Origin of the sequence: Streptomyces sp. NPDC086766, from assembly GCF_044746005.1 — a bacterium.
In the GTDB taxonomy this organism is placed as follows: Bacteria; Actinomycetota; Actinomycetes; order Streptomycetales; family Streptomycetaceae; genus Streptomyces.
The window spans coordinates 15,038-40,762 of record NZ_JBIVBI010000003.1 but is presented as its reverse complement, the minus strand read 5'-3'; the positions used below and the strand labels follow the sequence as shown (position 1 = coordinate 40,762).

27 protein-coding genes are annotated in these 25,725 nt (G+C 73.4%); 14 read left to right on the top strand and 13 right to left on the bottom strand.

Going from position 1 to position 25,725, the window contains the following annotated elements:
* Nucleotides 1-99: 99 nt before the first annotated feature.
* From ACIPM1_RS05975 to ACIPM1_RS05960, 4 genes are all read right to left on the bottom strand, one after another.
* Nucleotides 100-858, bottom strand: a complete 759-nt coding sequence (locus tag ACIPM1_RS05975) for an SDR family oxidoreductase (protein ID WP_356192810.1) — start codon at nt 856-858, stop codon at nt 100-102.
* Between the two features lie 17 nt (nt 859-875).
* The gene (gene fabG / locus ACIPM1_RS05970) at nt 876-1,637 is read right to left on the bottom strand and encodes a 3-oxoacyl-ACP reductase FabG (protein ID WP_402429524.1); all 762 of its coding nucleotides are present in this window, start codon (nt 1,635-1,637) and stop codon (nt 876-878) included.
* 161 nt (nt 1,638-1,798) lie between these two features.
* The gene (locus ACIPM1_RS05965; RefSeq protein WP_402429521.1) at nt 1,799-2,239 is read right to left on the bottom strand and encodes a DUF3037 domain-containing protein; all 441 of its coding nucleotides are present in this window, start codon (nt 2,237-2,239) and stop codon (nt 1,799-1,801) included.
* Entirely contained in the window at nt 2,236-3,000 is a 765-nt protein-coding gene (locus tag ACIPM1_RS05960; protein ID WP_402429518.1) for a HipA family kinase, read from the bottom strand. Before ACIPM1_RS05960 ends, ACIPM1_RS05965 begins: the two co-directional genes overlap by 4 nt.
* Nucleotides 3,001-3,161: 161 nt before the next feature.
* On the opposite strand from ACIPM1_RS05960, the gene ACIPM1_RS05955 reads away from it, so the two are divergent.
* Together ACIPM1_RS05955 and ACIPM1_RS05950 are read left to right on the top strand one after the other, a co-directional pair.
* Nucleotides 3,162-3,638 carry a Rieske (2Fe-2S) protein gene (locus tag ACIPM1_RS05955; RefSeq protein WP_402429515.1) on the top strand — a complete coding sequence of 159 codons (477 nt, stop codon included), beginning with the start codon at nt 3,162-3,164 and terminating at the stop codon, nt 3,636-3,638.
* Between the two features lie 369 nt (nt 3,639-4,007).
* Nucleotides 4,008-4,475, top strand: a complete 468-nt coding sequence (locus ACIPM1_RS05950; protein ID WP_402429513.1) for a pyridoxamine 5'-phosphate oxidase family protein — start codon at nt 4,008-4,010, stop codon at nt 4,473-4,475.
* A 45-nt stretch (nt 4,476-4,520) separates the two neighbouring features.
* Here the strand turns inward: ACIPM1_RS05950 and ACIPM1_RS05945 are convergent, their stop codons facing one another.
* Nucleotides 4,521-5,423, bottom strand: coding sequence for a LysR substrate-binding domain-containing protein (locus ACIPM1_RS05945; protein ID WP_356192827.1), 903 nt, complete (start codon nt 5,421-5,423; stop codon nt 4,521-4,523).
* 75 nt (nt 5,424-5,498) lie between these two features.
* On the opposite strand from ACIPM1_RS05945, the gene ACIPM1_RS05940 reads away from it, so the two are divergent.
* The gene (locus ACIPM1_RS05940; protein ID WP_402429509.1) at nt 5,499-6,542 is read left to right on the top strand and encodes a DMT family transporter; all 1,044 of its coding nucleotides are present in this window, start codon (nt 5,499-5,501) and stop codon (nt 6,540-6,542) included.
* Nucleotides 6,543-6,577: 35 nt separating this feature from the next.
* On the opposite strand, the gene ACIPM1_RS05935 is transcribed toward ACIPM1_RS05940, so the two are convergent.
* On the bottom strand, nt 6,578-7,909 hold the full coding sequence (locus ACIPM1_RS05935) for an aminotransferase class I/II-fold pyridoxal phosphate-dependent enzyme (RefSeq protein ID WP_402429506.1): 1,332 nt from the start codon (nt 7,907-7,909) through the stop codon (nt 6,578-6,580).
* A 35-nt stretch (nt 7,910-7,944) separates the two neighbouring features.
* Between ACIPM1_RS05935 and ACIPM1_RS05930 the strand changes: the two genes are divergently transcribed.
* Nucleotides 7,945-8,628 carry a pyridoxamine 5'-phosphate oxidase family protein gene (locus ACIPM1_RS05930; RefSeq protein ID WP_402429503.1) on the top strand — a complete coding sequence of 228 codons (684 nt, stop codon included), beginning with the start codon at nt 7,945-7,947 and terminating at the stop codon, nt 8,626-8,628.
* Nucleotides 8,628-9,260, top strand: a complete 633-nt coding sequence (locus tag ACIPM1_RS05925; protein ID WP_402429500.1) for an FMN-binding negative transcriptional regulator — start codon at nt 8,628-8,630, stop codon at nt 9,258-9,260. The genes ACIPM1_RS05930 and ACIPM1_RS05925 overlap by 1 nt, the downstream gene beginning before the upstream one ends.
* Nucleotides 9,261-9,309: 49 nt before the next feature.
* Here ACIPM1_RS05925 and ACIPM1_RS05920 read toward each other — a convergent pair whose 3' ends face one another.
* From ACIPM1_RS05920 to ACIPM1_RS05905, 4 genes are all read right to left on the bottom strand, one after another.
* Entirely contained in the window at nt 9,310-10,263 is a 954-nt protein-coding gene (locus ACIPM1_RS05920; protein ID WP_402429497.1) for a DMT family transporter, read from the bottom strand.
* Between the two features lie 178 nt (nt 10,264-10,441).
* Nucleotides 10,442-11,446 (bottom strand): EamA family transporter, encoded by a 1,005-nt coding sequence (locus ACIPM1_RS05915; RefSeq protein WP_402429494.1) that lies wholly within the window; start codon nt 11,444-11,446, stop codon nt 10,442-10,444.
* Nucleotides 11,447-11,530: 84 nt separating this feature from the next.
* Entirely contained in the window at nt 11,531-12,226 is a 696-nt protein-coding gene (locus ACIPM1_RS05910; RefSeq protein WP_402429491.1) for a Clp protease N-terminal domain-containing protein, read from the bottom strand.
* A gap of 325 nt (nt 12,227-12,551) precedes the next feature.
* Nucleotides 12,552-13,166, bottom strand: a complete 615-nt coding sequence (locus ACIPM1_RS05905; RefSeq protein WP_402429489.1) for a PadR family transcriptional regulator — start codon at nt 13,164-13,166, stop codon at nt 12,552-12,554.
* A gap of 174 nt (nt 13,167-13,340) precedes the next feature.
* Between ACIPM1_RS05905 and ACIPM1_RS05900 the strand changes: the two genes are divergently transcribed.
* Nucleotides 13,341-14,168 carry a PhzF family phenazine biosynthesis protein gene (locus ACIPM1_RS05900; RefSeq protein WP_402429487.1) on the top strand — a complete coding sequence of 276 codons (828 nt, stop codon included), beginning with the start codon at nt 13,341-13,343 and terminating at the stop codon, nt 14,166-14,168.
* 22 nt (nt 14,169-14,190) lie between these two features.
* On the opposite strand, the gene ACIPM1_RS05895 is transcribed toward ACIPM1_RS05900, so the two are convergent.
* Together ACIPM1_RS05895 and ACIPM1_RS05890 are read right to left on the bottom strand one after the other, a co-directional pair.
* Complete coding sequence (locus ACIPM1_RS05895; RefSeq protein ID WP_402429484.1) at nt 14,191-14,991, bottom strand: CPBP family intramembrane glutamic endopeptidase; 801 nt, start codon at nt 14,989-14,991, stop codon at nt 14,191-14,193.
* A gap of 315 nt (nt 14,992-15,306) precedes the next feature.
* Nucleotides 15,307-16,824: a glutamate--cysteine ligase gene (locus ACIPM1_RS05890; RefSeq protein ID WP_402429481.1), complete on the bottom strand. Its 1,518-nt coding sequence runs from the start codon at nt 16,822-16,824 to the stop codon at nt 15,307-15,309.
* Between the two features lie 562 nt (nt 16,825-17,386).
* Here ACIPM1_RS05890 and ACIPM1_RS05885 point away from each other — a divergent pair.
* Nucleotides 17,387-17,971, top strand: coding sequence for a hypothetical protein (locus tag ACIPM1_RS05885; protein WP_402429478.1), 585 nt, complete (start codon nt 17,387-17,389; stop codon nt 17,969-17,971).
* 406 nt (nt 17,972-18,377) lie between these two features.
* The gene (locus ACIPM1_RS05880; protein ID WP_356193862.1) at nt 18,378-18,584 is read left to right on the top strand and encodes a DUF5999 family protein; all 207 of its coding nucleotides are present in this window, start codon (nt 18,378-18,380) and stop codon (nt 18,582-18,584) included.
* A gap of 406 nt (nt 18,585-18,990) precedes the next feature.
* On the opposite strand, the gene ACIPM1_RS05875 is transcribed toward ACIPM1_RS05880, so the two are convergent.
* The gene (locus ACIPM1_RS05875) at nt 18,991-19,218 is read right to left on the bottom strand and encodes a potassium-transporting ATPase subunit C (RefSeq protein ID WP_402430697.1); all 228 of its coding nucleotides are present in this window, start codon (nt 19,216-19,218) and stop codon (nt 18,991-18,993) included.
* Nucleotides 19,219-19,359: 141 nt separating this feature from the next.
* On the opposite strand from ACIPM1_RS05875, the gene ACIPM1_RS05870 reads away from it, so the two are divergent.
* The 6 genes from ACIPM1_RS05870 to ACIPM1_RS05845 all read left to right on the top strand — a co-directional run bounded on the left by ACIPM1_RS05870 (nt 19,360) and on the right by ACIPM1_RS05845 (nt 25,674).
* The gene (locus ACIPM1_RS05870; protein ID WP_402429474.1) at nt 19,360-19,956 is read left to right on the top strand and encodes a hypothetical protein; all 597 of its coding nucleotides are present in this window, start codon (nt 19,360-19,362) and stop codon (nt 19,954-19,956) included.
* Between the two features lie 333 nt (nt 19,957-20,289).
* Nucleotides 20,290-22,239, top strand: coding sequence for an amino acid transporter (locus tag ACIPM1_RS05865; protein ID WP_402429471.1), 1,950 nt, complete (start codon nt 20,290-20,292; stop codon nt 22,237-22,239).
* Nucleotides 22,240-22,338: 99 nt separating this feature from the next.
* The gene (locus tag ACIPM1_RS05860; RefSeq protein WP_402429467.1) at nt 22,339-22,734 is read left to right on the top strand and encodes a molybdopterin-binding protein; all 396 of its coding nucleotides are present in this window, start codon (nt 22,339-22,341) and stop codon (nt 22,732-22,734) included.
* A 176-nt stretch (nt 22,735-22,910) separates the two neighbouring features.
* Nucleotides 22,911-23,747, top strand: coding sequence for a molybdate ABC transporter substrate-binding protein (gene modA, locus ACIPM1_RS05855; RefSeq protein WP_402430694.1), 837 nt, complete (start codon nt 22,911-22,913; stop codon nt 23,745-23,747).
* A complete protein-coding gene (locus ACIPM1_RS05850) occupies nt 23,744-24,586 on the top strand; it encodes an ABC transporter permease (protein WP_402429464.1) in 843 nt (280 codons plus the stop codon). Before modA ends, ACIPM1_RS05850 begins: the two co-directional genes overlap by 4 nt.
* The gene (locus ACIPM1_RS05845) at nt 24,583-25,674 is read left to right on the top strand and encodes an ABC transporter ATP-binding protein (RefSeq protein ID WP_402429460.1); all 1,092 of its coding nucleotides are present in this window, start codon (nt 24,583-24,585) and stop codon (nt 25,672-25,674) included. Before ACIPM1_RS05850 ends, ACIPM1_RS05845 begins: the two co-directional genes overlap by 4 nt.
* Nucleotides 25,675-25,725 lie beyond the last annotated feature (51 nt).

The window sequence follows — 25,725 nt, the reverse complement described above, 5'->3', positions numbered from 1 at the left end:
TCATCCGTCTGCGGCACGGGTCATACATCGACGCGGGCGCCGTTTCCGTCAAGGGGTCCGCGGAAATCGTCACGGGAACGGAAACGGCGCCCGGGCCGGTCAGCCGACTCCGGCGTTGAGGAAGATGCCGCCGTCGACGACGAGCGTCTGCCCGGTGATCCAGTCGGACTGCTGCGAGGTGAGGAAGGCCGTCGCGCCGCCGATGTCGGAGGGCACGCCGAGCCGGCCCAGCGGGTACGACGCGGCCGCCTCCGCCTCGCGGCCCTCGTACAGGGCCTGGGCGAACTTGGTCTTCACCACGGCCGGCGCGATCGCGTTGACCCGCACCTTCGGCGCGAACTCGTGCGCCAGCTGCTGGGTCAGGTTGATCATCGCGGCCTTGCTGACGCCGTAGGCGCCGATGAAGGGCGAGGGCGCGAGGCCGGCGATGGAGGCGATGTTGACGATCGTGCCGCCGTTGTCCTTCTGCCAGGCGTGCCAGGTGCGCTGGGCGAAGCCGAGCGCGGAGATCACGTTGGTCTCGAAGACCTTGCGCGCCACGTTCAGGTCGAGGTCGGCGATCGGCCCGAACACCGGGTTGGTGCCGGCGTTGTTGACCAGGTGGTCGACGCGCCCGAAGGCCTCCATGACGCGCTCGACGGCCTCGGCCTGGTGCGCCTCGTCGTGGGCCTTGCCCGCGACGCCGATGACCCGGTCGGCGCCGAGCTTCTCGACGGCCTCCTTGAGGGCCTCCTCGTTGCGGCCGGTGATGCACACCCGGTCGCCCCTGGCCACCAGCGCCTCGGCGACGCCGTAGCCGATGCCCCGGCTGGCGCCCGTGACGAGCGCGACCTTGCCGGAAAGTTCCACGGAAGTCATGTTCCCGTCCCCCGGCCTCAGTCGAGCGGTCCGCCGGCGACGTACAGCACCTGGCCGGAGACGAAGCCGGCCGCGTCGCCCGTGAAGAAGGCGATCGCGTTGGCGATGTCATCCGGCTCGCCGACGCGGTGCACCGGGATCTGGGTGGCGGCGGCGGCCTTGAAGTCCTCGAAGCCCATGCCGACGCGCTCGGCGGTGGCCTTGGTCATCTCGGTGGCGATGAAGCCGGGGGCGACGGAGTTGGCGGTGATGCCGAACTTGCCGAGCTCCTTGGCGAGGGTCTTGGTGAAGCCCTGCAGACCGGCCTTGGCGGCCGAGTAGTTGACCTGGCCCCGGTTGCCGAGCGCGGAGGACGAGGAGAGGTTGACGATGCGTCCGAAGCCCGCGTCGACCATGTGCTTCTGGCAGGCCTTGGCCATCAGGAACGAGCCGCGCAGATGCACGTTCATGACGGTGTCCCAGTCGGAGACGCTCATCTTGAACAGCAGGTTGTCGCGGAGCACGCCCGCGTTGTTGACCAGGATCGTCGGCGCGCCGAGCTCCTCGACGACGCGCGCGACGGCGGCCTCGACCTGTGCCTCGTCGGAGACGTCGGCGCCGACCGCGACGGCCCTGCCGCCGGCCGCCGTGATCCTCTCCACGGTGTCCTTGCAGGCGGCCTCGTCGAGGTCGATCACGGCGACCGCGCGCCCCTCGGCGGCCAGTCGTACGGCGGTCGCGGCGCCGATGCCGCGCGCGGCACCGGTGACGACGGCCACCCGCTGCTCAGTGGTGGACATTGCTGGTTCTCCTCGCCCTTGGAAAGCCTGGAACACCTTCGGAACATCTGCGGCTGCAACGGTACGCCCCTCAGGTGAGCGACCGCTTAGTACCTTCAGCAGACGTGACGCTAGAAGCCCTGGCACCCGGTGTCAACGGCACACCCGGTGCGTGTGATCCATTACCTCACCAGGAGGTCCAGCAACCGCTCCGTCTCGGCGGCCGGATCGGCGGTCAGGCCGGTGTGCACGGGCCCCGGCTGGACGATGGTGGAGCGGGGCGCGATCAGCCAGCGGAAACGCCGTCCGGCGTCGTCGCCGGCGGCCTGCCCCGCGGCCTCGCCCCCCGCGCACACGCCCTCGACGGCACGTAGTGCGGCGCGCACGCCCGCGACGTCCGCGTCCGGGTCGAGCGCCAGCAGACGCGCCTCGTCCAGGTGGGTGCGGGCGCCGACGTAGGCCGTGGGCCGGCAGTAGACGAGCACGCCCGCGTTCATGCACTCGCCGCGCTCGATGCGCGGCACCACCCGCAGCAGGGCGTACTCGAAGACGTGCCGGTCGCTCGCCGGGCCGCCCCTGATGATGTGGCGGTCGTCCGGACGGCCGCCGCGCTGCCCGCTCATGCGGCCTCCCCGACGCCCCGGACGCGCTCGTGGATGACGGCGGCCCGTGCGAGCAGGGGCCGCGCGTAGGCCCGGCGCAGTTCGTCCGGGGTGGCGAAGCCGGGCTCGCCGGTCAGCCAGGCGTCCGGGATCTCGGCGGTCACCTCGGCGAGCAGGTCCTCGGTGACCAGGGGCGCGAGGCGGGCGGCGGCGGCCGCGACATCGGGGTGGAAGGGCAGCAGGGCGTGCTCCGAGGCGTCGTAGGGACGGGCGGCCGAGGTCTGGGCGCCGGGCCAGTTGTGGTGCCAGATCATGGTGGCGCCGTGGTCGATGAGCCACAGCCCGCTCCGCCATCTGAGCAGGTTGGGGTTGCGCCAGGAGCGGTCCACGTTGTTCACCAGCGCGTCGAACCAGACGATCCGCCCGGCCTCCTCGGGGTCCACCGGGAAGGCGAGGGGGTCGAAGCCGAGGGCGCCGGAGAGGAAGTCCATGCCGAGGTTGGTGCCGCCGCTGGACCGCAGCAGCTCCTGCACCTGCTCGTCGGGCTCGCCGAGTCCCAGCACCGGGTCGAGGCCTACGGTCACCAGCCGAGGCACCCGGAAACCCAGCCGCCGGGCGAGTTCCCCGCACACCACCTCGGCGACCAGCGTCTTGCGGCCCTGCCCGGCGCCGCTGAACTTCAGGACGTACGTCCCGAAGTCGTCGGCCTCGACGAGCCCCGGCAGCGAGCCGCCCTCGCGCAGCGGCGTGATGAAGCGGGTCGCGATGACTTCCTTGAGCATCGCCCCAGGTTACTGGCGTGCGGCGGGGCAGGTCACCGGCGTGCGGCGGGGCCCGGGCCCGGCCGGTGGAGGGCGGGCCGCGGGGCCCGCCTGAACACCTCGGGCCCGCCGGCCGTACCCCTGTGCGGACGCACGAAGCCTGCGCGGAAGGGAACGTCAGCATGACCAGCGAATCGCTTCAGCCCCCGGGGTCACCGGCCCGCCGCACCGTCGTGGCGGCGGTGGGCGCGGCGGGACTCGCCGCCGCGCTGGCCGCGTGCGGGTCGGACGACGGGGCGTCCGGCTCCTCCAGCACCCAGGACAACGGCAACGGCAACGGCGGCGGTTCGGGCGGCGGGGCCGCGGCCGGCGGCGCGGTCCTCGCGAAGACCGCCGACATCCCCGAGGGCGGCGGCAAGGTGTTCGCGAGCCAGGGCGTGGTCGTCACCCAGCCGACGAAGGGCGAGTTCAAGGCGTTCTCGTCGAAGTGCACCCACCAGGGCTGCGCGGTGAACCGGATCGCCGACGGTGTGATCAGCTGCCCGTGCCACAAGAGCGAGTTCTCCGCCACCGACGGCAGCGTCAAGAAGGGCCCCGCGACCCAGCCGCTGCCCGCCAAGGACATCACGGTGTCCGGGGAGGAGATCACGCTCGCCTGACGCTCACGCCCGGCCCGCCGGCCGGGCCCTCCGGGCGCCGGACCGTGGACGGGCCGCGCGGCCGACGGACCACGAGGTCCTCCCCGCCGACCCCGATCGCGGTCGGCGCCACCCGCACCGCGCGGGTGCCGGCGAGCCGTGCTCGTGCGCGGCGACCTGCCGGGCGACTCGGCCGGGACGGCCTCGCCGAGCCGCCGCGACAACGGCGCGGTCCCCCTTGCCGCCGGCGGTGCGGCCGGGCGAGAGTGGCCACCGTTGCGTGCGGAGGGAAGACGACCCATCCTTTTCTGACGTGATGTCAGAGACTCTCCCCCGGGCGGGCCGGGGGACTTTCCCCTCTGGCACGACGTGAGACATGGAGGGGGCCGCATGACCGCCACACAGCGCCGGGGCCGGAAGATCATGATGACGCCGGGCGAGCTGGACGAGTTCCTCACCACCCAGCGCACCTGCCGGGTGGCCACGGTGTCCACCGGCGGCGCCCCGCACGTGAGCGCCCTCTGGTTCGCCTGGGACGGCAAGTCGCTGTGGCTGTACTCCGTGGTGCGCAGCAGGCGCTGGGCCGACCTGCGCCGCGATCCCCGGGTGGCGGTCGTGGTCGACACGGGCGAGGAGTACGACCAGCTGCGCGGCGCGGAGCTGTCCGGCACGGTCGAGTTCGTGGGCGAGGTCCCCCGTACCGGGGAGCTGCACGCCGAACTCGACGTGCCGGAGACCCTGTTCGCCCGGAAGAACTTCGGGCTGGACGAGATGCCCCACGACGGCCGGCACGCGTGGCTGCGCCTGACCCCGGAGAAGATCGTCTCCTGGGACTTCCGCAAACTCGGCTCGGTCTGATCCCGGCGGGGGCCCTGGGACCCACCGGTCGACTCGAGGCGTGGCTCAGCCGATCGCCTCCCCCGCCGCGCGCAGGGCGTCGGCCGCCGCGCGGATGGAGGGGCGGCGGTCGGCGTCGGCCCGCCACACGGCGTAGACGTGCCGCCGCACCGCCTGCCGCACCGGGACCGTGCGCACGCCCGCCGGCAGCGGACCGCGCCCCAGCCGCGGCGCCACGCAGACCCCGAGTCCGGCAGCGACCAGGGCGAGTTGCGTGGCGTGCTCCTCGGCGCGGTGCGCGATGCGTGGTTCGACGCCCTTGGAGCGCAGGGTGTCCAGCAGCCACTCGTGGCAGAACTCGGCCTCGCCCCAGGTGATCCATTCGTCGTCCGCGAACTCCTCCAGGTCCGCCTCGGCGCGGGCCGCGAGGGGGTGGGCCGCGGGCAGGGCCACATCGGCGGGGTCGTCGAGGATCGGGGCCCGGCTGAGCCCGTCGGGGACGGGCAGCGGCTTGTTGTACCAGTCCAGGACGACGGCCAGGTCGACGTCGCCGCGCAGCACCGCGCGCACGGCCGCCGCCGGCTCCATCTCGGTGGTGGTGACCCGCAGGCCCGGGTGCCGGTCGCGCAGATGGCCGAGCGCGGCGGGGAAGAGCCCGCGCGCGGCGGTGGGGAACGCGCCCAGCCGCAGCTCGCCGACGACCTGCCCGCGTTGCGCCTCCAGATCGGACTGGGCGATCTCCACCTGGGAGAGGATGCGCGCCGCGTGCTCGGCGAGCAGCCGGCCCGCGTCCGTGAGCCGCACCCCCCGGCCGTTCCTGGCGAGGAGCTGCTGGCCCACCTCCCGCTCCAGCTTGGCCATCTGCTGCGAGACGGCGGACGTCGTCACGTGCAGCCCTTCCGCCGCGCCGCTCACCGAGCCGTGGCGGGCGAGCGCGTCCAGGGTGCGCAGGCGCTCCAAGTTCAACATGTAAGCGATGCTACGAGATGCAGCGCTCGAATTCTCGCTTGTGCTACGAGGTTGCCGGGCGGCATGGTTACGGCCATGACCACAGCGACCGCCGCCCCGTCGACCCCGCCCCGTCCCGCCGCACGCGCCCGCGGGCCCCTTCCGTGGCGGGTCCGCTTCGCCTTCCTGTCGTCCGTGTGGGGCTTCAGCTTCCTGTTCATCAAGGTCGGCACGGAGGGGTTCGCACCCTTCCAGGTCACCTTCGGGCGGCTGCTGTTCGGCACGGCGGTGCTCGCGGCGGCGATGGCGGTGAAGCGGGAGCGCCTGCCCCGCGGGGTGCGGACCTGGATGCATCTGGCCGTCGCGGCGTTCTTCCTCAACGCGCTGCCGTTCTCGCTCTTCGCCTACTCGGAGCTCACGATCCCGTCGACGCTCGCGGGCATCTGCAACGCCACCTCTCCGCTGTGGGGCATGGCCCTGTCCCTGGTCGCCCTCTCGGAGGACCGCCCGACCCGGGTGCGGGTCGCGGGGCTCGGGCTCGGCTTCCTCGGGGTGCTCACCGTGCTGGGCGCCTGGCAGGGCTTCCACGGCCTGGACGCCGCGGGCACGGCGATGGCCCTGCTGGCCTCGCTGAGCTACCCGGTGGGCTGGATCTACGTCCGGCGCACCCTGGCCGGTTCCACCGAGTCTCACCTGGCGCTGACCGGCGGGCAGTTGCTGCTGGCCACGCTGCAACTGGCCGTCGTCACGCCGCTGTTCACCAGTCTGCCGCGCCATGTGTCCGTGCTGCCCCTGCTGGCGGTCGCCGCACTGGGCGCCCTGGGCACCGGCCTGGCCATGCTCGTCCAGTACGGCCTGGTGGCCGAGGTCGGCCCGACGACGGCGCAGATGGTCACCTACTTCGTCCCGATCATCGCCACGGCCGCCGGTGTCGCCGTGCTCGGCGAGCAGCTGGCCTGGTCGACCCCGGTGGGCGCGGTGATCGTCCTGGCGGGCGCGGCGCTGACCCAGGTCCGCCCGAAGCGGCGGACCGAGCCCGCCCGCAAGGCCGTTCGGGAGCCGGCGCCGCGGCCCGAGGACGAGACCCTCCGCGCCGGCGACGAACTCACGGCCTGCGCCGCCCCGGCGGCCCAGGCCTGAGGCCCGGCCCGGAGACGGTAGGCCCTGACCCTGTCCTAGACGTACCCGCGGGCAGGCGCCGGTCCGAGGGCCGCGGCGACCGCGTCCGCCAGTACGGCGATGTCCTCGTCCGTCAGTGCCGAGACGGTGATCCGGATGCCCGGCGGGGCGCTCATGCGGAAGCGGGCGCCGGGCGCGACGGCCCAGCCGGCGTGGAGCAGCCGGGCGACGGCCCCCGTCTCGTCCGGCACGGGCACCCACACGTTCATTCCGCTGCGCCCGTGGACCCGCACCCCGCGCCGGGCCAGCGCGTCGATCAGGAGATCGCGCCGTCTGCCGTACTCCGCGGCCACCGCACGCGTGTCGGGCACACCGTCCGCCCACAGCCGCACCACGGCCCGTTGCAGCAGCAGACTGACCCAGCCGGGCCCGAGCCGCTGCCGGCCCCGGACGCGGTCGACGGTGACGTCGTCGCCGGTCAGCAGGGCGAGACGAAGGTCGGGGCCGTACGCCTTGGCGACCGAGCGCACGAAGGCCCAGTGCCGGGTGACCCCGGCGAGCGGGTGCAGGGGCAGGTCCACGATCCCGTGGCCGTGGTCGTCCTCGATCACCAGCGTCGCGGGGTGCTCGCGCAGGACGGCCCGCAGGGCACGCGCGCGCGTGGCGGTCACCGCGGCGCCCGTCGGGTTCTGCGCGCGGTCGGTGACGATGAGGGCCCGCGCGCCGCCCTCCAGTGCGCGCCGCACGTCGTCGGGGAGCGGCCCCTCGTCGTCGACGCCGACGCCGGCCGTGCGCAGGCCGAGGGCGGGGACGAGGTCCAGGGTGCGGCCCCAGCCCGGATCCTCGACGGCGACCGTGTCGCCGGGCTTCAGGTGGGCGGCGAGGACGCGTTCCACTCCGTCGAGCGCTCCGGACAGGACGGCGAGCGGTCCGTCCGGCACTCCGTCCGCGTCCAGCCCGGCGCGCGCGGTCCGCGCCAGATCGGGCTCCACCGCGTCGTCCCCGTAGAGCACCGGCTCCCGGTCGCCCTGTGCGGCGGCCGCCGCGAACGCGGGCGCCAGCGGCGGCAGCAGCGCCGGGTCCGGGTTGCCGCTCGACACGTCGCGCACGCCCTCGGGCACGTCCACGCGGATGTGGTCCCGCCCGGTCGTGGCGGGCGCGGGCCGCACCCGGCTGCCCCGGCGCCCGGCGGTCTCGATGACTCCCCGCTCGCGCAGGATGCGGTAGGCGGCCGCGACGGTGTTCGGGTTGACGCCCACTTCGACCGCCAACTCCCGCATGGACGGCAGCAGTTGACCCGGCTCCAGCTCTCCGGACCCGACCGCGCGCTCCACGCTCGCCGCGATCTCCGCTGCGCCTCGCCCTTCGATCCGATATCCTCCTAGCACAAACATGATTATGCACTAGTGCAATGGAGACCGCAATGCAGGGGACCCAGCAGCCGACGTCACCGCCCAGCGCGTACGTTCCGACCGACCGGACGGTCCCCACGCGCTCCGCGAAGCGGGCCTCGTACGACAGGGAGCTGGTGCACGCGATCCTCGACGCGGACTACGTCTGCCACCTCGGCTTCGTCCGTGACGGCGCACCCGTGGTGCTGCCCACGCTGTACGGCCGGATCGGCGAGCGGCTCTACGTGCACGGCTCGACGGGCTCACGCCCCCTGCGCATGACGGGCAAGGCGGACCCGGGGCTCCCGGTCTGCCTGACGGTCACCCTGGTCGACGAACTGGTCCTCGCCCGCTCCGCCTTCCACCACTCGGTCAACTACCGCTCCGTCGTGGTGCACGGCACCGCCCACCAGGTCACCGACCCCGAGGAGAAGCTCACGGCGCTGGACGCGCTGGTCGACCATGTGGTGGCGGGCCGCTCGGCCGACTCCCGGCCCGCGAACGCCAAGGAGCTGGCCGCGACCGCGGTGATCCGGCTCGATCTGGACGAGGTCTCCGCCAAGGTGCACACCGGGGGCGTGGTCGACGAGGCCGAGGACCTCTCCCTCCCCCACTGGGCGGGCCTCGTCCCCGTCCGCAGGCAGTACGGCGCCCCGGTCCCCGACCCCGGGCTGGCGTCCGGCACCGCGCTCCCGGACTACCTGACGGCCCTGTGATGCTGATACACCCCTGGGACGCGCCGCGCGACGACGAGGAGTGGCAGCGCTGGCTGGCCGCCCACGACTTCGGCCAGCTCGCCGTCAACGGCCCAGCCGGCGCACCGCCGTTCGTCCAGCCGCTCCACTTCGCCTACGACCCGCTGCGGGGCGAGGCCGTCACCCATCTCGCCCGACCCAACCCGCTGTGGCCCGCGCTGGAGGCGAACCCGACGGTGCTGCTGAGCGTGGTCGACGACTACGTGTACGTCCCCGGCCCCTGGCAGGCGGCGCCGGACTCCCCGCCCGAGCACGGCGTGCCGACGAGTCTGTACGCGGCCGTCCAGCTCACCTGCACCGCGCGGGTCGTGGACGATCCGCGGGAGAAGGCCGAGCTGCTGAACCGGCAGACGGGCCACTTCCAGCCGGAGGGCGGCTCGGCCCGGGCCGCGGCGGGCGAGGAACCGTACGGGCGCCTGCTGTCCGGCATCCGCGGACTGCGGCTGGCCGTCACCGGCGTTCGCGCCAAGTTCAAGTACGCGGGGAAGAGGTCCGAGCAGGTCCGGGACCGCATCGCGGTGGGGCTCGGGGAGCGCGGGGGCCCGCGCGACGCGGCGGCGCGCGAGCACCTGCTGCGCCGCGGCGGAGCGTGACGCCGTGAAGGCGGGGGCGAGCCCTGGTGGCCAGGGTTCGCCCCCGCGGTCACACCAGGACCGGCTCCCGCTCCGCCCGCACGGCCCGAGCCCCGCGCGCCTCGGCGTATGCCAGGCCGGTGACCGAGCCGAGCATCAGCGCGGTGCCGGCCAGGGTCGCCGCCGTCAGCCGCTCACCGAGGGCGACGGCGAGCACGGCCGCGCTGACGGGCTCCAGCAGCATGATCACCGACACGGTGGCCGACCGTACGACGGCCGCGCCCGCGAAGTAGAGGGCGTAGGCCAGGGCGGTGGGGACCGTGGCGATGTAGGCGACCAGCCACAGCAGACGCCCGGGGTCGGCGGTGTGCGGCACCAGCCCCTCCGCGAGCGCGAACGGCAGCAGGCACAGCGTGGTGACCGCGAACGCCCCCACGGTCGTGCCGGAGTTGTCCGCGCCGCCGTCCCGGCCCCACCACCGGGTGAGCAGCGTCATCAGGGAGTAGCCGGCCGCCGACGCCAGCGCGAGCAGCACACCCCACGGGCGCACCGTGGCGCCTTGGCCGCCGAGCACCAGCACCGCGAGACCGGTGAGCGCCCCGGCGACGGCGATCACGCCGCCGCGGCCCAGCCGCTCGCCCAGCGCGAGCCGGGCCCCGAGCGCGATGAGGACGGGACCGGCGCCCAGCGTCACGACGGTCGCCACGGCGAGGCCGGTGGCCGACACCGCGGCGAAGTAGGCCGTCTGGAACACCGCGAGGCCGATCCCGGTGGCACCGGACCGCACCACCCTGCGCCGCAGGGGCAGCGAGGGCGCGGACCGGTCGCGCGGACGCAGCAGACGGACGGCGATCAGCAGCACGGACCCGGTGGCGCAGCGCCAGAAGGACAGCGCGACCGGGCCCATGTCGCTGGTCCGGTAGACCAGCAGCGCGGCCGCGCCCGCGGTGCCCCAGGCGGCGCCGGCGACGATCAGGTAGAGGAGGCCACGCCCGACGGGCAGGCCGGAGGAAGCATCGGACACGAGATTTCTCCGCAGAGTGCAGAAGTTCGGGAAGGGACCCCGGTCGAGCGGGGTCGGCGGACTTCTTCTGCGGGCAGCACCGTTCGGCCCGGCACAACGCCGGGCTCGGTCACCGGAGGGCCCGCCTCAGGCGGCCGGAGGCGGAAGAACGAGTGCGTGCAGGTGCATGATCGTCACCCTAGGCCGCCGTTCCCCGGGCCGCCAACTCCCTTTCCGCGCCGCCGCTCGCCACCGGCTCCGCGGAGCCCTTCGCGGGCGCCGACGACTGGGCGATGAAGGCGCCCAGCAACACGACCGCACCGCCGACGACCTGCGGCGCCGAGAGGTGCTCGCCGAGCAGCACCCAGGCCAGCACGGTGGCGATGACCGCCTCCAGGCAGGCGACCACGCCCGCAACCTGCGGCGAGAGCCGGCGCACGGAGAGCACTCCGGTGACGTAGGCGAGGACCGTGGCGACCAGCACGATCCAGGCCAGCAGCACGGCCGCCGGGACCGCGGTGCCGTCCATGCGCGCGGTGTGCGCGAGCACCGTCCAGTCCATGGTCCAGGGGCGTGCCACGGCGGTCAGCGCGACGGCGCCGACCAGCAGCCCGTACGCGATGACGCCGAGCGGGTCCGGGGCCGCGCCGCCCGGTTCGCCGCCGTGGTCGGAGAGGATGAAGTAGCCGACCTGGCAGCACGCGGCGCCGAGCGCGAACAGCAGCCCGAGGGCGTCGAAGCCCAGGCCCGACCAGACCTCCACGACACAGGCGAGTCCGCCGACCGCGAGCACTACACCGAGGGCGGCGGCCCGGGTCACCGGCCGCCGCTGCACGAACCGCACCCAGCCGAGCACCAGGGCGGGCGCCAGATACTCGACGAGCAGGGCGACCCCGACGGGTATGCGGGAGATCGCGGCGAAGTAGCACGCCTGTACGCCCGCCACGGCGAGCAGCCCGTAGCCCAGGAGCAGCGCGGGGCGGCGGCGCAGCAGCGCGCGGTGCCGCACGGCGAGCGGGACCATGACGAGGGCCGCGCCGGTGACGCGCAGCCAGACGACGTGCAACGGGTCCAGGCCCGCCTCGATCAGCGGCTTGGCCGCCACACCCGACCCGCCGAAGGCCACCGCGGAGACGAGCGCCAGGCCGAGCCCCGCGCCTCTGCCGGAGCGGCCCCGACTGCTCTCAGACGTACGCATCGGCACATGATGACAGGCGATGACATGAGCGTCACCCCCGATGGCACCTGTCTCATCGGCTGGACAGGACCATCTCCCGGCGCCGGGCGCTCAGGGGCCGGTTCCGCCGCCTTTGGCGCACTCCCCCACGCGGCTTTCGGCATCGTTGTCGAGGCCCTTCCCGAGATCGTCGCCGAGTCGGCTGCCGAGCCCGCCGTCGAGCTTGCTGCCGAGCTCGTTCTCGAGCCTGAGGGCGAGGTCCTGGGCGTCGATGCCGGCGCGGGTGAGCACCTCGACGGCACGCGCCCGCGGGTGCGCGACGCTGCCGGCGAGCAGGTCGACGCCGCGCGCCAGGACGTCGCCGCGCCGGCCGGCCCGCGCCCGGGCGGACTCCAGGGCGGCCGCGGCCAGGGGCGAGAAGCCGTCGGTGTCCGTCACGTCGGGCCGGGCCCCCACGGGCCCCGTCGCCAGGGGCCCGGTCACGACCGGTCCGGTCGGCGGCGGGCCGGCGCCGAAGTCCTCCACGGCGCTCTGCCAGCGCAGGCCGTAGCCGATGCTGCGCTGCACGAGGTAGCCGAGCAGCCGGGCGATCTGCGGGCCGGCGAAGACGGCGCGCACCCCGGGGTCGGCCTCCAGCAGCGAGTGCAGCAGATGGGCGGTGTCGATCTGCCGGTCCCCGTCCCGGACGGCCCTCCGGCGGGCACCGGCGACCACCGTCGCCAGTTCGGCGCTGAGCAGCCCGGCTTCGCCGTCAGGGCGGCGGTCGCCCTGCTCATCGGCCGACTGCCGCGGAATACGGGGGTGCACATCCCCCACCTCATCAGCCCCCGGCGGCCGGGGGCATCCCCGGCGGGAAGCATCTTCGCGTCCCACGGAAAGTGGACTCGGGCCGATGGAATCTCCTCCTTGGGGATGAGATCAGGCCGACGGCCACAACTTCCTGACAGTTCATCAGTACGGAACATCGCCGTTCCGGCCGTCACGTTCCGCGACACCCCCACGCGCTCGGACGTCCCCCGCACCGCGAGCGAGGGCGCCCCGCGGAGGATCCGCGAGGCGCCCTGGGCCGCCTGTGTCTGGCCGCGGCGGTGGGGGCGGCAGGCCGCACGCGTCCACCGGGCCCGACGGGCCGTCAGTCCTCGTCGGCGAGGATCAGATACAGCTTCTTGCGGGCGTCGTTGATGACGGTGAGCGCCTTCGCGCGCTGCTCCTTGCTCCCCGTCTTCCAGACCTGCCCGAAGGCCTCCATCAGACCGAAGCCGGCCTGGCGGATCTCCCCCAGCGCCTCCCAGTCGACCCCGCGCGAGGCCTCCTCCCAGGGAGCGTCCGCGCCCTCGTCGGCCGCGGCGCGCCCCGCCTCGGTGAGCGAGAACAGCTTCTTACCGCCCTCGCTCTCACTGACGATCAGCCCCTCGTCCTCCAGCAGTTGGAGCGTGGGGTAGACCGAGCCCGGGCTGGGCTTCCACGCGCCGCCGCTGCGCTCGGCGATCTCCTGGATCATCTCGTAGCCGTGCATGGGCCGGTCCTTCAACAGGGCCAGGATCGACGCCCGTACGTCACCGCGCCGCGCCCTCCCGCGCGGCCCGCCGCGCCCTCGCCCACCCCAGGAGCCCGGACCGAAACCCGGCCCGAAGCCGGAACCGCCCGGACCGAAGGGCCCGAAGGCCGCCCGCCGCCCCTCGAAGCCGCCCCGACCGCCCCCGGGGCCGTCCTGCCGGTGGCCACGCTCGAATCCATGGCCGTGCATGGCCATCACTCCATTCCATCGCTGATCGGTCACGACACCTCAACGATATATCGGAACAACTCGTGCGACAATCCCCCGACGGACTATCTCCGGACCCCGCCGCCTCCCGCACAGAGGCCGCCGACCGCGAATTGGCCTTGGCCCGGGGCTTCACCGACCGCCTAGCGTCGGAACATGCGCATACGAATCGTCGACGCCTTCACCGACCGTCCCTTCTCCGGCAACCCGGCGGGGGTCCTGCTCCTCGACGCCTTTCCCGAGGACGACTGGCTCCAGAAGGTGGCGCTGGAGGTCAACCACGCCGAGACCGCCTTCGCGCACCGGCTGCCCGAGGGCGGTGAGGCCGACTGGGCGCTGCGCTGGTTCACGCCCGCCACCGAGGTCGCGATGTGCGGCCACGCGACGCTGGCCACCGCCCATGTGCTGCAGGCCACCGGAACCCACGACGGCCCGGTGCGCTTCGCCACCCGCAGCGGCGTACTCGTCGCCACACCCGCCGCCGACGGCTCGATCACCCTGGACTTCCCCACCGCGCCGCTCACCGCGGTCGAGGTCCCCGACGGCGTCGCCGAAGCCCTCGGCGCCGAGCCGCGCACCGCCTTCGACACCGGCCCGAACGTGGGTGACCTGGTCCTGGAACTCGCCGACGAGAAGACCGTCCGCGGTCTCGCCCCCGACCACCGGGCCCTCGCCGCGTACTCCACCCGCGGTGTCATCGCCACCGCCCGTGCCGAGGACCCCGCCCGCGGCTACGACTTCGTCTCCCGGTGCTTCTTCCCGAACGTCGGCATCGACGAGGACCCCGTCACGGGCAGCGCGCACACCGCACTGGCCCCCTACTGGTCCGAACGGCTCGGCCGCCCCGACCTCACCGGCCTCCAGGCCTCGCCGCGTTCCGGACTGGTCCGCACCGGACTGCGCGGCGAACGCACCCTCCTCACCGGCCGGGCCGTCACCGTGATCGACGGCGAACTGCTCGCCGGACCCGGGCCTGCCCGGTAGTCCGGACCCCTTCCCGGTCGGCTCACGCGGTGGGCAGCCAGCCCACCTTCCCGGCCAGCAGCGCGTACCCCACGAAGGCCCCGATGTCGAGCAGGGAGTGCGCGACCACGAGAGGGCCGACCCGGCCCCAGCGCCGGTACAGCCGGACGAACACCACGCCCATCACCATGTTGCCGACGAAGCCGCCGATGCCCTGGTAGAGGTGGTACGAGCCGCGCAGCACGGAGCTGGCCACCAGCGCGGTCCCCGGTGTCCAGCCGAGCTGCCCGAGCCGGCGCAGCAGATAGCCGACGACGATGACCTCTTCGAGGATCGCGTTCTGCAGCGCCGACAGGATCAGCACCGGGTACTTCCACCACACGTCGGGCAGCGCCTCCGGCACCACCGTGAGGTTGAAGCCGAGGCCGCGGGCGGCCAGGTAGAAGGCGATGCCGGTGCCCCCGATCACGGCGGCGATCCCGGCGCCCCGGCCGAGGTCGGGCCACGGCCGGGTGCGGTCGAAGCCGATGGTCCGCAGGCTGCGGCCCTCCCGCAGCAGCAGGTGCGCGACGAGCGCCACCGGCACCAGCGCCGACGCGATCCCGAACAGCTGCCAGGCGAGGTCGAGCCAGGGGCGGCCCGGGGCCGCGGAGGCGTTGAGGGTGGCCGCCTGGTCCTTGAGGCCGCCGGGCTTGGTGACCGACCCGACGAAGCTGATCAGGGCGGACACTCCGCTCGCGCCGAGCGAGAGCGCCAGCACGAGCAGGGTCTCGTCGCGCAGGATCCGCCGCGACGGCCGCTCCCGCCATACGGCCTCGGCCCCCGGTCCCGCCTCCGCTTCCACACCTGCCTCCAGTAGTCCCGCCTCGCCCCCGTCCTCACCCGATCCGCATCACCGTCCGCACCGGCCCGGACCGCGGCAGAGGCGACCGAGCCGATGGGGGACACGCGGCGACGAGGCCGTCGTGGGCAGGGGTACGACGGTCCTCGGACGTCACAGCTTGCCCCATCCGCCCGGCGTGCACACCGGCGGCCCCGGAAACACGCGGGAACCGGGAACCGTACGCAACGGAAGGACCGCACGGCCGGTGGACCGGAGGACCGCGCAGGCGGACGTGGCCCGACGCCCCTCCCGTCCCCCGGCCTCAGGCCCGGCGGATCACCCCGTCGGCACGGGCTGGGGCATGCCCACCGGCCAGGTGTGCACGGGCTCGCCGAGGTGCATCAGGCGGCAGTACTCACGCGTGGTGGCGGCCAGCGCGGCCTCCCGGCCGAGTCCCTGCTCGAGGGCCTGGTGGAAGGTGGCGACCTGCCAGGACGCGCCGTTGACCCGGCGCCGGCAGCGCTCCTCGATCACCCCGAGGTACAGGTCCCGGTCGGCGGGCTCCACACCCCAGGCGTTCAGGCCCGACTCGGCGAGCGGCAGCAGTTCGTCGCGGACCAGGCTGACGGCGTCGACCTCGGCCGTGCCGGAATGGCGGCCGCGCCGCGGCCAGGTGAGGCGGGCGTCGATGCCGTACTTGCAGGCGGCGTCGAAGTTGGCGGCCGCCGCCTCGAACGGCAGCCGGGTCCACACCGGCCGCGACTCCTCCGCGAGGGCGCGGACGAGGCCGTAGTAGAAGGCCGCGTTGGCGACCACGTCGACGACGGAGGGTCCGGCGGGCAGCACGCGGTTCTCCACCCGCAGGTGGGGGACACCGTCCGCGATGTCGTAGACGGGGCGGTTCCAGCGGTAGACGGTGCCGTTGTGCAGCACGAGCTCGGCGAGCTTCGGGACGCCGCCCCCGTCGAGCACGTCGAGGGGATCCTCGTCGTCGCAGATCGGCAGCAGGGCCGGGAAGTAGCGCAGGTTCTCCTCGAACAGGTCGTACGCCGAGGAGATCCACCGTTCGCCGAACCAGGTGCGCGGCCGTACGCCCTGGGCCTGGAGCTCGGGCGGGCGGGTGTCGGTGGACTGCTGGAACAGCGGGGGCCGGGACTCGCGCCACAGCTCGCGGCCGAAGAGGAAGGGGGAGTTGGCGCCCATGGCGATCTGCGCGGCGGACGCGGCCTGCGCCGCGTTCCACACGTCGGCGAAACGGCCCGGGGTGACCTGGAGATGCAGCTGCACGGAGGTGCAGGCGGCCTCGGGGGCGATGGACTTCGAGGTGCAGCGGAGGTGTTCCACCCCCTCGATGTCGAGCGTGAAGTCCTCCCCGCGGGCCGCGACGATCTGGTCGTTGAGGAGGGTGTAGCGGTCGACGTCGGAGAGGTTCGAGGAGACCAGGTCGTCCCGGTCGAGGGTCGGCAGGATGCCGATCATCGCGATTCCGGCGTCGACCTCTCCCGCTTTCCGGTGGGCATATGCCAGAGAGGTCGTCACCTCTTCGGCGAGCCGGTCGAATACCCGGCCGCCGAGCCGGTGTGGGGCGATGTTGACTTCCAGGTTGAACATGGCGAGTTCTGTTTGGAAGTCCCGGCTCGCGATGCGCTCCAGCACTTGCGCATTCAGCATTTTCGGCGTCCCGTCGGAGCCGACGAGATTCAATTCGATCTCCAACCCCATGAGGTTCTTGGGGCGATCGAACCGCTTTTCCTCCAGGAGCCGCTCCAGCCCCCGCAGACACCGCTTGAGCTTGTCGCGGTAGCGGTTGCGATCGGACAGGTCGAACTGGCCTGCCACGACCTTCTCGCCCATCGCAGTGTCCCTCCTTGCATGGGCGGGCCGCGCATACGGCCGCCTGGGGTCCCGGTCAGGTGTGATGATGCCCCGCGAACGCGATCGATAACGTCCCACGGCGGCCCCGCACCGACTACTCTGGATCCAGGTGACCAGAGGCACATTCACGAGGCATGGGGCACGAAGCAGTTTCCGTTCCCGGCAGAACTCGTGAAAAACGCCGACGAGAACGGGCCGACCGCCCCGCGGGCACAACCCGAGGTCAGCGCGGCGAAGCCGGTGCGGAAACGGGATCATCCCCGCGTATCCGCGGCCGAATAGACCCTTGTTCTGCGCGCCGAAAACGGCTAGACGAAACACCGTCTGAACCTGCGTCGTATAAACTCCACACCACAGGCAGAAGGTTGGCGCCCACGGCCCTGGATCCTGCCGCCAAGGTCACGTGTGCAGGCCGCACTTCGCACTCCCTCGTTTTCGCCGCTCCCGGTCCCACCCTCCCCTGCCTCGAGAGCTGACAGCGCCGTCCGCCCCCGCCCGCGCCCTCGCGCCACCGTGCCTGTCGAAAGAGAGGCGGCCCACCATGCCCCTGCACGTCCCCCCGGCTCCCGCGCCCGCACTGCGTTCCGTCCTCACGGCCCTCGCGTCCCCCACCGCCGTCCGCGAGGCCCGCACTCCCGCCCTCCGCGCCGCTCAGGAACCCGCCACCGCCGAGCTTCCGCTGCCCGTGCACGTACTGGACCGGATCACCCCCGAGGGGGTCTCCGCGACCAGACTGGCCGGCTGGCGCTTCCAGATCCGGTGCGGCAGCCACGCGGTGGCCGCCGCGGAGACCAAGCTGACGCCCGACGGCTGGACCTTCTCCCACTTCTTCGAGGGCCCCTACGTCACCTCGACCGAACGCGCACTGCGGCAGGCCGAGACCATGAGCCAGCCTTACCAGCCGCGCCTGCTGTCCGTGCCCGGCCTGTACATGCTGACGCTGTGGCTGCACGGCGACCTCACCGCCGACGGCGCCACCGGTCACCCGGCCGCCACCGACCTGCTCGTCCCGCTGGCGCCGGCTCCGCCCGGCATCGCGGCCCACCGGCCCCTGCGGGTCGCCGAGCTGATCCCGGTCCTCACGCACCGGGCGACTCCCGTCCGGCTCATGGGATCACCCGCCTGACAGCGCGCCGCACGCCCCGCCTCGTACCCCGCCGCCGGAATTCCCGGAAGCGGGGTACGTCGCCGTTTACGGAGGGTGCGGCGGCGTTTACCGAGGAAATACGCTCGGACGAGCCGGAATACGCTCGCATGAGCCGCAAAAGGACGCGTCCCCACCGGACTAGCCCCATCCGGCCACGTCGAACCACCCAAAAGGACAGGGCAGTTGGGATGAACCGCCCAGGTGGGTGACGCGTCCTCATCCTGTGAGAAGCGGTGCCGCGAAATGCCTGCGGAATCACGTCCGTGGGGCAACACTGGGTTCAGACCGACTTATCAAACGGGGGGCGGCCATGGAGAATGTCTCTAGCCGCGGATCACGCACGACAGCCAGCCCACACCACACGACAGAGCGAAAGATCCCACCCATGTGCCAGCACCAGCCACCGTGCCCGTCAGCCGACTCCGCCGACCGGGAATCCGCGCGCCTCGTGGCGCATCACCCGGAGCAGGGGTGGAGCCTGCTGTGCAACGGCGTTCTGCTCTTCGAGGACACCGGTGAGCTCCTGCCTGACGGCCAGATCATCGCCCCGCACCGCCCGCTCGGCAGCGACAAGGTGATGACGGCCGCCTGAGCGGTCCGGCGGCCCGGGCGGCCGTCCGTGATTCTCCAGGGGCCGGCCCGCACCCACGCGGTGCGCACCGGCCCCGACGCATGTCCGGGGGCGACTACTCCCGGTAGCCGATTGGGAACGCGGTCCCCCGGTGAGCGCGCCTCCCGCGAGGCGCCGGCCGGACGGGCACGCATGTGCCCCGGGCGGGCTGACGTGCGCCAACACGCCGAGGCGGGCGGCATGTCCGCGACGGCGAGCGAAGCGCCCCGGACGCGGGGAGGCGGACCGGGGCTGGACCCGACCCTATGCCCGGCACCCCGCTCCCGGACATCCCCCCGACGCGATGCTGACGGTGATCGGCCCGCCGTGGACACGACGGTGCCACCCGGGTGGCGGCTCCGCCCCGGCCGTCCGGCGCGGCCACGCTTCACCAGGTGAGGAGCCGTCCGCCACGGTCGGCCCCCGGTCCCCGATCGCCCCGGATCGGCTCCCGGGGCGCGGTGTCGATTTCAACGACCTTCACCCGCGGTTCGCCCGGGAGACCGGGCGTGCGCCGCGGGACGCGGTCCCTGACCAGCCACTCCACCCGGGTGACGGGCACACCCTTCCGCTCGGCGACCCCGTCCACCCGAATCCGCGCGCACGCCGGGGAGATGTCCGGAATCCGGTCATGGGGCCTGCGTTCCCCGCGGCGGCCTCGGGTCGCCGCTGTCAGGACGTCAAGAAAGGCCCACCGGCCGTCAGAGACGTGTCAACGCCCGCGGCACCGGCTCCACCCGGTCCTACGGTGGGTCGTATGCGACACCGTGACGACGCGCGGCCGGGCGCGGAGGACAGGACCGGCACGGCAGGCGCGGCGGACGCCGCCGGCCCGGCCGGCACCCGATCCGGCGGACCCGCCCTCCACGACCGCCACTGGGCGCGGAACGTGCGCGGCTCTGCCGGGTGCGCGGCGGCCCTCCTCGCCCTGCTGCTCCTGCTGGACTGGGCCTCGGGCAGCCTCACCTGGTGGCGTGCCGCTCTGTGGGCCGCCCTCGCGGGACTGCTCTTCCTGGTGCTCTGCCCGGCCCGGGTCTCCGCCGGCGAGGGCTGGCTCGCCTCCCGCTCGTTGCTGCGCGGGCGAGCGGTGCGCACCGATCTGCTGGTGTCGGTGCGGTGCCCGGACGGCGTCTGCCGCCGCGTGGTCCTGCGTGACGCCCTCGGGGGCCGCCTGGAGATCGACCCCGAAATCCTGGTGGACAACCCGGACCTCTGGTACCGGCTCGACGCGGACGCGCGGACATCGCCGGCCCGGGGCTCCCCGCCGTGCGACCCGGACGGGCTGCGGAGTCTGGCGGAGCAGGTCGAGCGTGAGACCGCCCTGTCCGTGTTCAGGATCTCCGGGCTGGAATGAGGGCTGCCGGGGCGGCGGACCCGACTGGCCGGGCAGTCCCGCTTCCGGCGAGGTGCGGCCGACCGGTCCCCGCCCCGCGCCCCGTGCACCGATGACGCTGGGTGCACGCCCGTGGCCCGTCTGCCGTGCGCCCCTGTCCTGCCCGATCCTCTGCGCGGCGGCGCTCGCACGCCCTCCCTGGTGCGCCTTTCCCCCGCCGGGGCCCGTTCTTAACGGAAGATTGACGCCCGCGAGGCCAGGTATCCGTGGGCCCGTACATCACTCTCCGCATACGCTGGTGCCGCCGTCCGCGGGATGGCGGCGTTCCCGTACCGCACACCAGGAGCCCGGCCGATGGCCACCACCGATCACCCTCCGAGTCGTCTGCGCGCCTGGATGCTGGAGGGCCTGTCCGACATGGGCAAGGGCGTGCAGCAGGCGCCGCAAGCCGCACCCGAGCCGGCGCACGAGGGCCAGCGATGGTGGCGGGTGATGTGCCTGACGGGTGTCGACTACTTCTCCACCCTCGGCTACCAGCCGGGCATCGCCGCGCTGGCGGCCGGCCTCCTCTCGCCGGTGGCCACCCTCGTGCTGGTGGTCGTCACCCTCGCGGGCGCCCTGCCCGTGTACCGGCGCGTGGCCGCGGAGAGCCCGCACGGCGAGGGCTCCATCGCGATGCTGGAGCGGCTGCTGTCCTTCTGGCAGGGCAAGCTGTTCGTCCTGACGCTGCTCGGCTTCGCCGCCACCGACTTCCTGATCACCATCACCCTGTCGGCGGCGGACGCCTCCACCCACCTGGTGGAGAACCCGCACCTGACAGGCGTGCTGCAGAACCAGCAGATGCTGATCACCCTGCTGCTCGTGGCGCTGCTCGGCGCGGTCTTCCTCAAGGGGTTCCTGGAGGCGGTCGGTGTCGCCGTGGCCCTGGTGGGCGTCTATCTGGTGCTGAACGCGGTCGTGGTGGTCGTCGGCCTGTGGCACGTCGTGACCGCCGGCCAGGTGGTCACCGACTGGTCCCATGCGCTGACGGCCCAGCACGGAAACGTCTTCGCGATGGTCGGGGTGGCGCTGCTGGTGTTCCCCAAGCTCGCCCTCGGCCTCTCCGGGTTCGAGACCGGCGTCGCCGTCATGCCGCATGTGCGGGGCAACCCGGACGACACCGAGGAGCGGCCCACCGGCCGGATCCGGGACACCAGGAAGCTGCTCACCACCGCCGCCCTGATCATGAGCGTCTTCCTGATCGCGACGAGCTTCATCACCACCCTGCTCATCCCGGCGAAGGAGTTCAAGGCCGGCGGCCAGGCCAACGGGCGCGCGCTGGCCTATCTGGCGCACGAGTACCTGGGCAACGCCTTCGGCACGGTCTACGACATCTCCACCATCGCCATCCTGTGGTTCGCGGGCGCCTCCGCGATGGCCGGTCTGCTGAACCTCATGCCGCGCTACCTGCCCCGGTACGGCATGGCACCGCACTGGGCGCGCGCCGTGCGTCCGATGGTCATCGTCTTCACCCTCATCGCCTTCCTGGTCACCTGGATCTTCGACGCCAACGTCGACAAGCAGGGCGGCGCCTACGCCACCGGCGTGCTGGTGCTGATCAGCTCGGCGGCGATCGCCGTGACCATCGCCGCCCGCAAGGCGGGCCAGCGGGGGTGGACCGTCGCCTTCGGGTCGATCGCCGCGGTGTTCCTCTACACGACGGTGGCCAACGTCGTCGAACGGCCGGACGGCGTGAAGATCGGCGCCTGCTTCATCGTCGGCATCATCCTGGTCTCGCTGCTGTCCCGGCTGGCCCGGTCCTTCGAGCTGCGGGTGACCGGCGTGACGCTGGACCCCATGGCGGAGCGCTTCGTCCGGGACATGGCCAGCCGCAAGATACGGCTCATCGCCAACAAGCCGGGACTGCGCGACAAGGCCGAGTACCGCGACAAGGTCGAGCAGATCCGCCAGGACAACGACATCCCGGCCACCGAGGACTTCGTCTTCGTCGAGGTGACGGTCACCGACCCGTCCGAGTTCGAGGCCGGCCTCACGGTGCGCGGCGAGGTGCTGCACAACCGCTACCGCGTCCTGAGCCTGGAATCCGCCTCCATTCCCAACGCGCTGGCCGCCCTCCTCCTGCACATCCGCGAGCGCACGGGCCGCACCCCGCACATCTACTTCGAGTGGACCGAGGGCAACCCGTTCGCCAACTTCCTCCGCTTCTTCCTCTTCGGGCAGGGCGAGGTCGCCCCGGTGACCCGCGAGGTGCTGCGCGAGGCGGAGCCGGACCGCGCCAAGCGGCCGCGGGTGCACACCGGCTGAGCCATCGGCACGGGCAACGGGGCCGCCCGCCGGTGACAGGGCTCCCCACCTCGGCCCCACGTCCGCGGCGAGCTCCCAGAGGGCCCTATCGTGACCGGCATGCAGTCCTACACGATCGGTCAGGCCGCCCGGCTGCTCGGCGTCAGCCCGGACACCGCCCGCCGCTGGGCGGACGCGGGCCGGGTCGCCACGCACCGCGACGACGCCGGGCGGCGGCTCATCGACGGCCGCGACCTCGCCGCGTTCTCCGTCGAGCTCGCCCGCTCCGGGGACGGTGAGGAGATCCCCTCCCGCACGTCGGTGCGCAACGCCTTCCCCGGCATCGTGACCGCCGTCAAGCTGGGCGACGTCGCCGCCCAGGTCGAGATCCAGGCGGGCCCGCACCGTCTCGTCTCGCTGCTGACCCGGGAGGCCGTGGAGGAGCTGGGCCTGGAGGTCGGCATGGAGGCCACGGCCAGGGTGAAGTCGACGAACGTGCACATCGACCGGACCTGAGCCGGACGGCCGTACGAACGCACATGCGGCCCTCGACGCAACCCTTGCCCGGCTCATGCGATGCGACAAGGGACTTCCGCCTCGCACCTGCGGCAGTATGATCGCCACATGGCCGCCGAGAGGCCGTGGCAGGACCGGGGGTCCTGGTGAGCAAGCGCCAGAGGGAGTCGACCGTGATCATCCGTCCCGTGCGCCGGACCCGCCGCACCCTGCCGGCGGCCGGCGCCGCGGCCGCCGCGCTGCTGGTTCTGAGTGCCTGCTCCTCCGCGTCGGACTCGTCGGACTCGGCGCGGTCGCAGAAGGCGGCCGGCTCCGGCCCGTCCTCTCCCACGAAGCTGTCCGGAACCGTGACCGTCTTCGCTGCGGCCTCTCTCGAGGAGAGCTTCACGACGCTCGGCAAGGAGTTCGAGAAGCAGCACCCGGGCACGAAGGTCACGTTCAGCTTCGGCGGCAGCGACAGCCTCGCCGCCGGCATCACCGGCGGTGCCCCCGCCGACGTGTTCGCCGCGGCCAGCCCCAAGACCATGGCGATGGTGACGGACCAGCGGGACGCCGCCGGTGCGCCGGTCACCTTCGTCCGCAACCGGCTGGAGATCGCCACCCTGCCCGGCAACCCGGACAAGGTCTCCTCCCTCAAGGACCTGACCAGGCCCGGGCTCAAGGTCGTGCTGTGCGACAGGACGGTGCCGTGCGGCGCCGCGGCCCGGAAGGCGCTCGCCGCCGGCGGTCTCGAACTGACCCCCGTCTCCTACGAACAGGACGTCAAGAGCGCCCTGACGAAGGTGGAGCTGAAGGAGGCCGACGCGGCCGTCGTCTACCGGACCGACGTGCGCGCGGCCGGTGGCAAGGTCGAGGGCGTGGAGTTCCCCGAGTCCGCCCGGGCCGTCAACGACTACCCGATCACCCTGCTGAAGAACGCGCCCAACGCCCGGGCCGCCGAGGCGTTCGTCGCGCTGGTGCGCTCCGCGGCGGGCCAGAGGGTGCTCACCGCGGCGGGATTCCTCAGGCCATGACCGCCACCGACAGGTCCGACGCGGTGACCCCGGCGGGCGGGTCCCGGCGCGGACGCCCCTTCCGCCCCGTACCGCTGCCCCTGCTGGTCCCCGCGCTCGTGGGTCTGGCGTTCCTGCTGCTGCCGCTGCTCGCCCTGCTGGTACGGGCGCCGTGGCGCGGCCTGCCGGACCAGCTGACCAGCCCCGAGGTCTGGCAGGCGCTCCGGCTGTCCCTGGTCAGCGCGACCGCCGCCACCGCCGTGAGCCTGGTACTCGGCGTGCCGCTGGCCTGGCTGCTGGCCCGCACCGCCTTCCCCGGGCGCGGACTGGTGCGGGCACTGGTGACGCTGCCGCTGGTCCTGCCGCCGGTGGTGGGCGGTGTGGCGCTGCTGCTGGCGCTCGGCCGGGGCGGTGTCGTCGGGCAGTGGCTGGACTCCTGGTTCGGGCTCACCCTGCCGTTCACCACGGCCGGGGTGGTGGTCGCGGAGACGTTCGTGGCCATGCCGTTCCTCGTCATCAGCGTCGAGGGCACCCTGCGCGCCGCCGACCCGCGCTACGAGGAGGCGGCCACCACACTCGGCGCCTCCCGCTTCACCGCGTTCCGCCGGGTCACCCTTCCGCTGATCGCACCCGGCATCGCCGCGGGTGCGGTGCTGGCCTGGGCGCGGGCCCTCGGCGAGTTCGGCGCGACGATCACCTTCGCGGGCAACTTTCCCGGCCGTACCCAGACCATGCCGCTCGCGGTCTACCTGGCACTGCAGAACGACCCGGCCGCCGCCATCGCCCTGAGCCTGGTGCTGCTCGCCGTGTCGATCACGGTCCTGGCGGGGCTGCGCGACCGCTGGATGACGGCGTCATGACCGACCTCGACGACACCACGCGCGGCGCCCTCGCCGCGGACACCCGCGCCCCGGGTCTCGACGCCCGTCTCGTCGTCGAGCGCGGGGGCTTCCGCCTCGATGTACGGCTGACCGCCGCCCCCGGCGACGTCGTCGCGCTCCTCGGCCCGAACGGCGCCGGCAAGACCACGGCCCTGCGCGCGCTCGCCGGTCTGACCCCGCTCACCGCCGGGCATCTGCGCCTGGACGGCGCCGCGCTGGACCGTACGCCGCCCGAGGCGCGCCCGGTCGGTGTCGTCTTCCAGGACTACCTGCTCTTCCCGCACCTGTCCGCGCTGGACAACGTGGCCTTCGGGCCGCGCTGCCGGGGCGCCTCGAAGGCGGAGGCCCGCGCTCAGGCCGCCGTCTGGCTGGAACGGATGGGGCTCGCCGACCACGCCGGTGCCCGGCCCGGCCGTCTCTCCGGCGGCCAGGCGCAGCGCGTCGCGCTCGCCCGCGCCCTGGCCACCCGGCCCCGGCTGCTCCTCCTGGACGAACCGCTCGCCGCGCTCGACGCCCGTACCCGTCTGGAGGTCCGTGCCGGGCTGCGGCGCCGGCTCGCGGAGTTCGAGGCCGTCGCCGTCCTGGTCACCCACGATCCGCTGGACGCGATGGTGCTGGCCGACCGGCTCGTCGTCGTCGAGGACGGCCGTGTGGTCCAGGAGGGCGCCCCGTCCGACATCGCCCGCCACCCGCGGACGGACTACGTCGCGCAGTTGGTCGGCCTCAACCTGTACCGGGGCCGGGCCGAGGGCCATCTGGTCCGGCTCGACGGCGGTGCCGCCCTCACCACCACCGAGATCCTGACAGGCCCGGTCTTCGTGGCGTTCCCGCCCGCCGCGGTCACCCTGCACCGCGACCGGCCCGTCGGCTCCAGCGCCCGGAACCTGTGGCGCTGCGAGGTCGCCGGTCTGGAGACCCACGGCGACCAGATCCGCGCGGACCTGAGCGGCGAGCTGCCCCTCACCGCGGACCTGACCACGGTCGCCGCGGCCGAACTCGACCTGCATCCCGGTGCACCGGTCTGGGCGACGGTGAAGGCGGCGCAGACCCACGCCTACCCGGCCTGAGCCGGCCGCCGCGGCTACGGTGAGGACCGCCGGGGAGAAATCCCCCCTCTC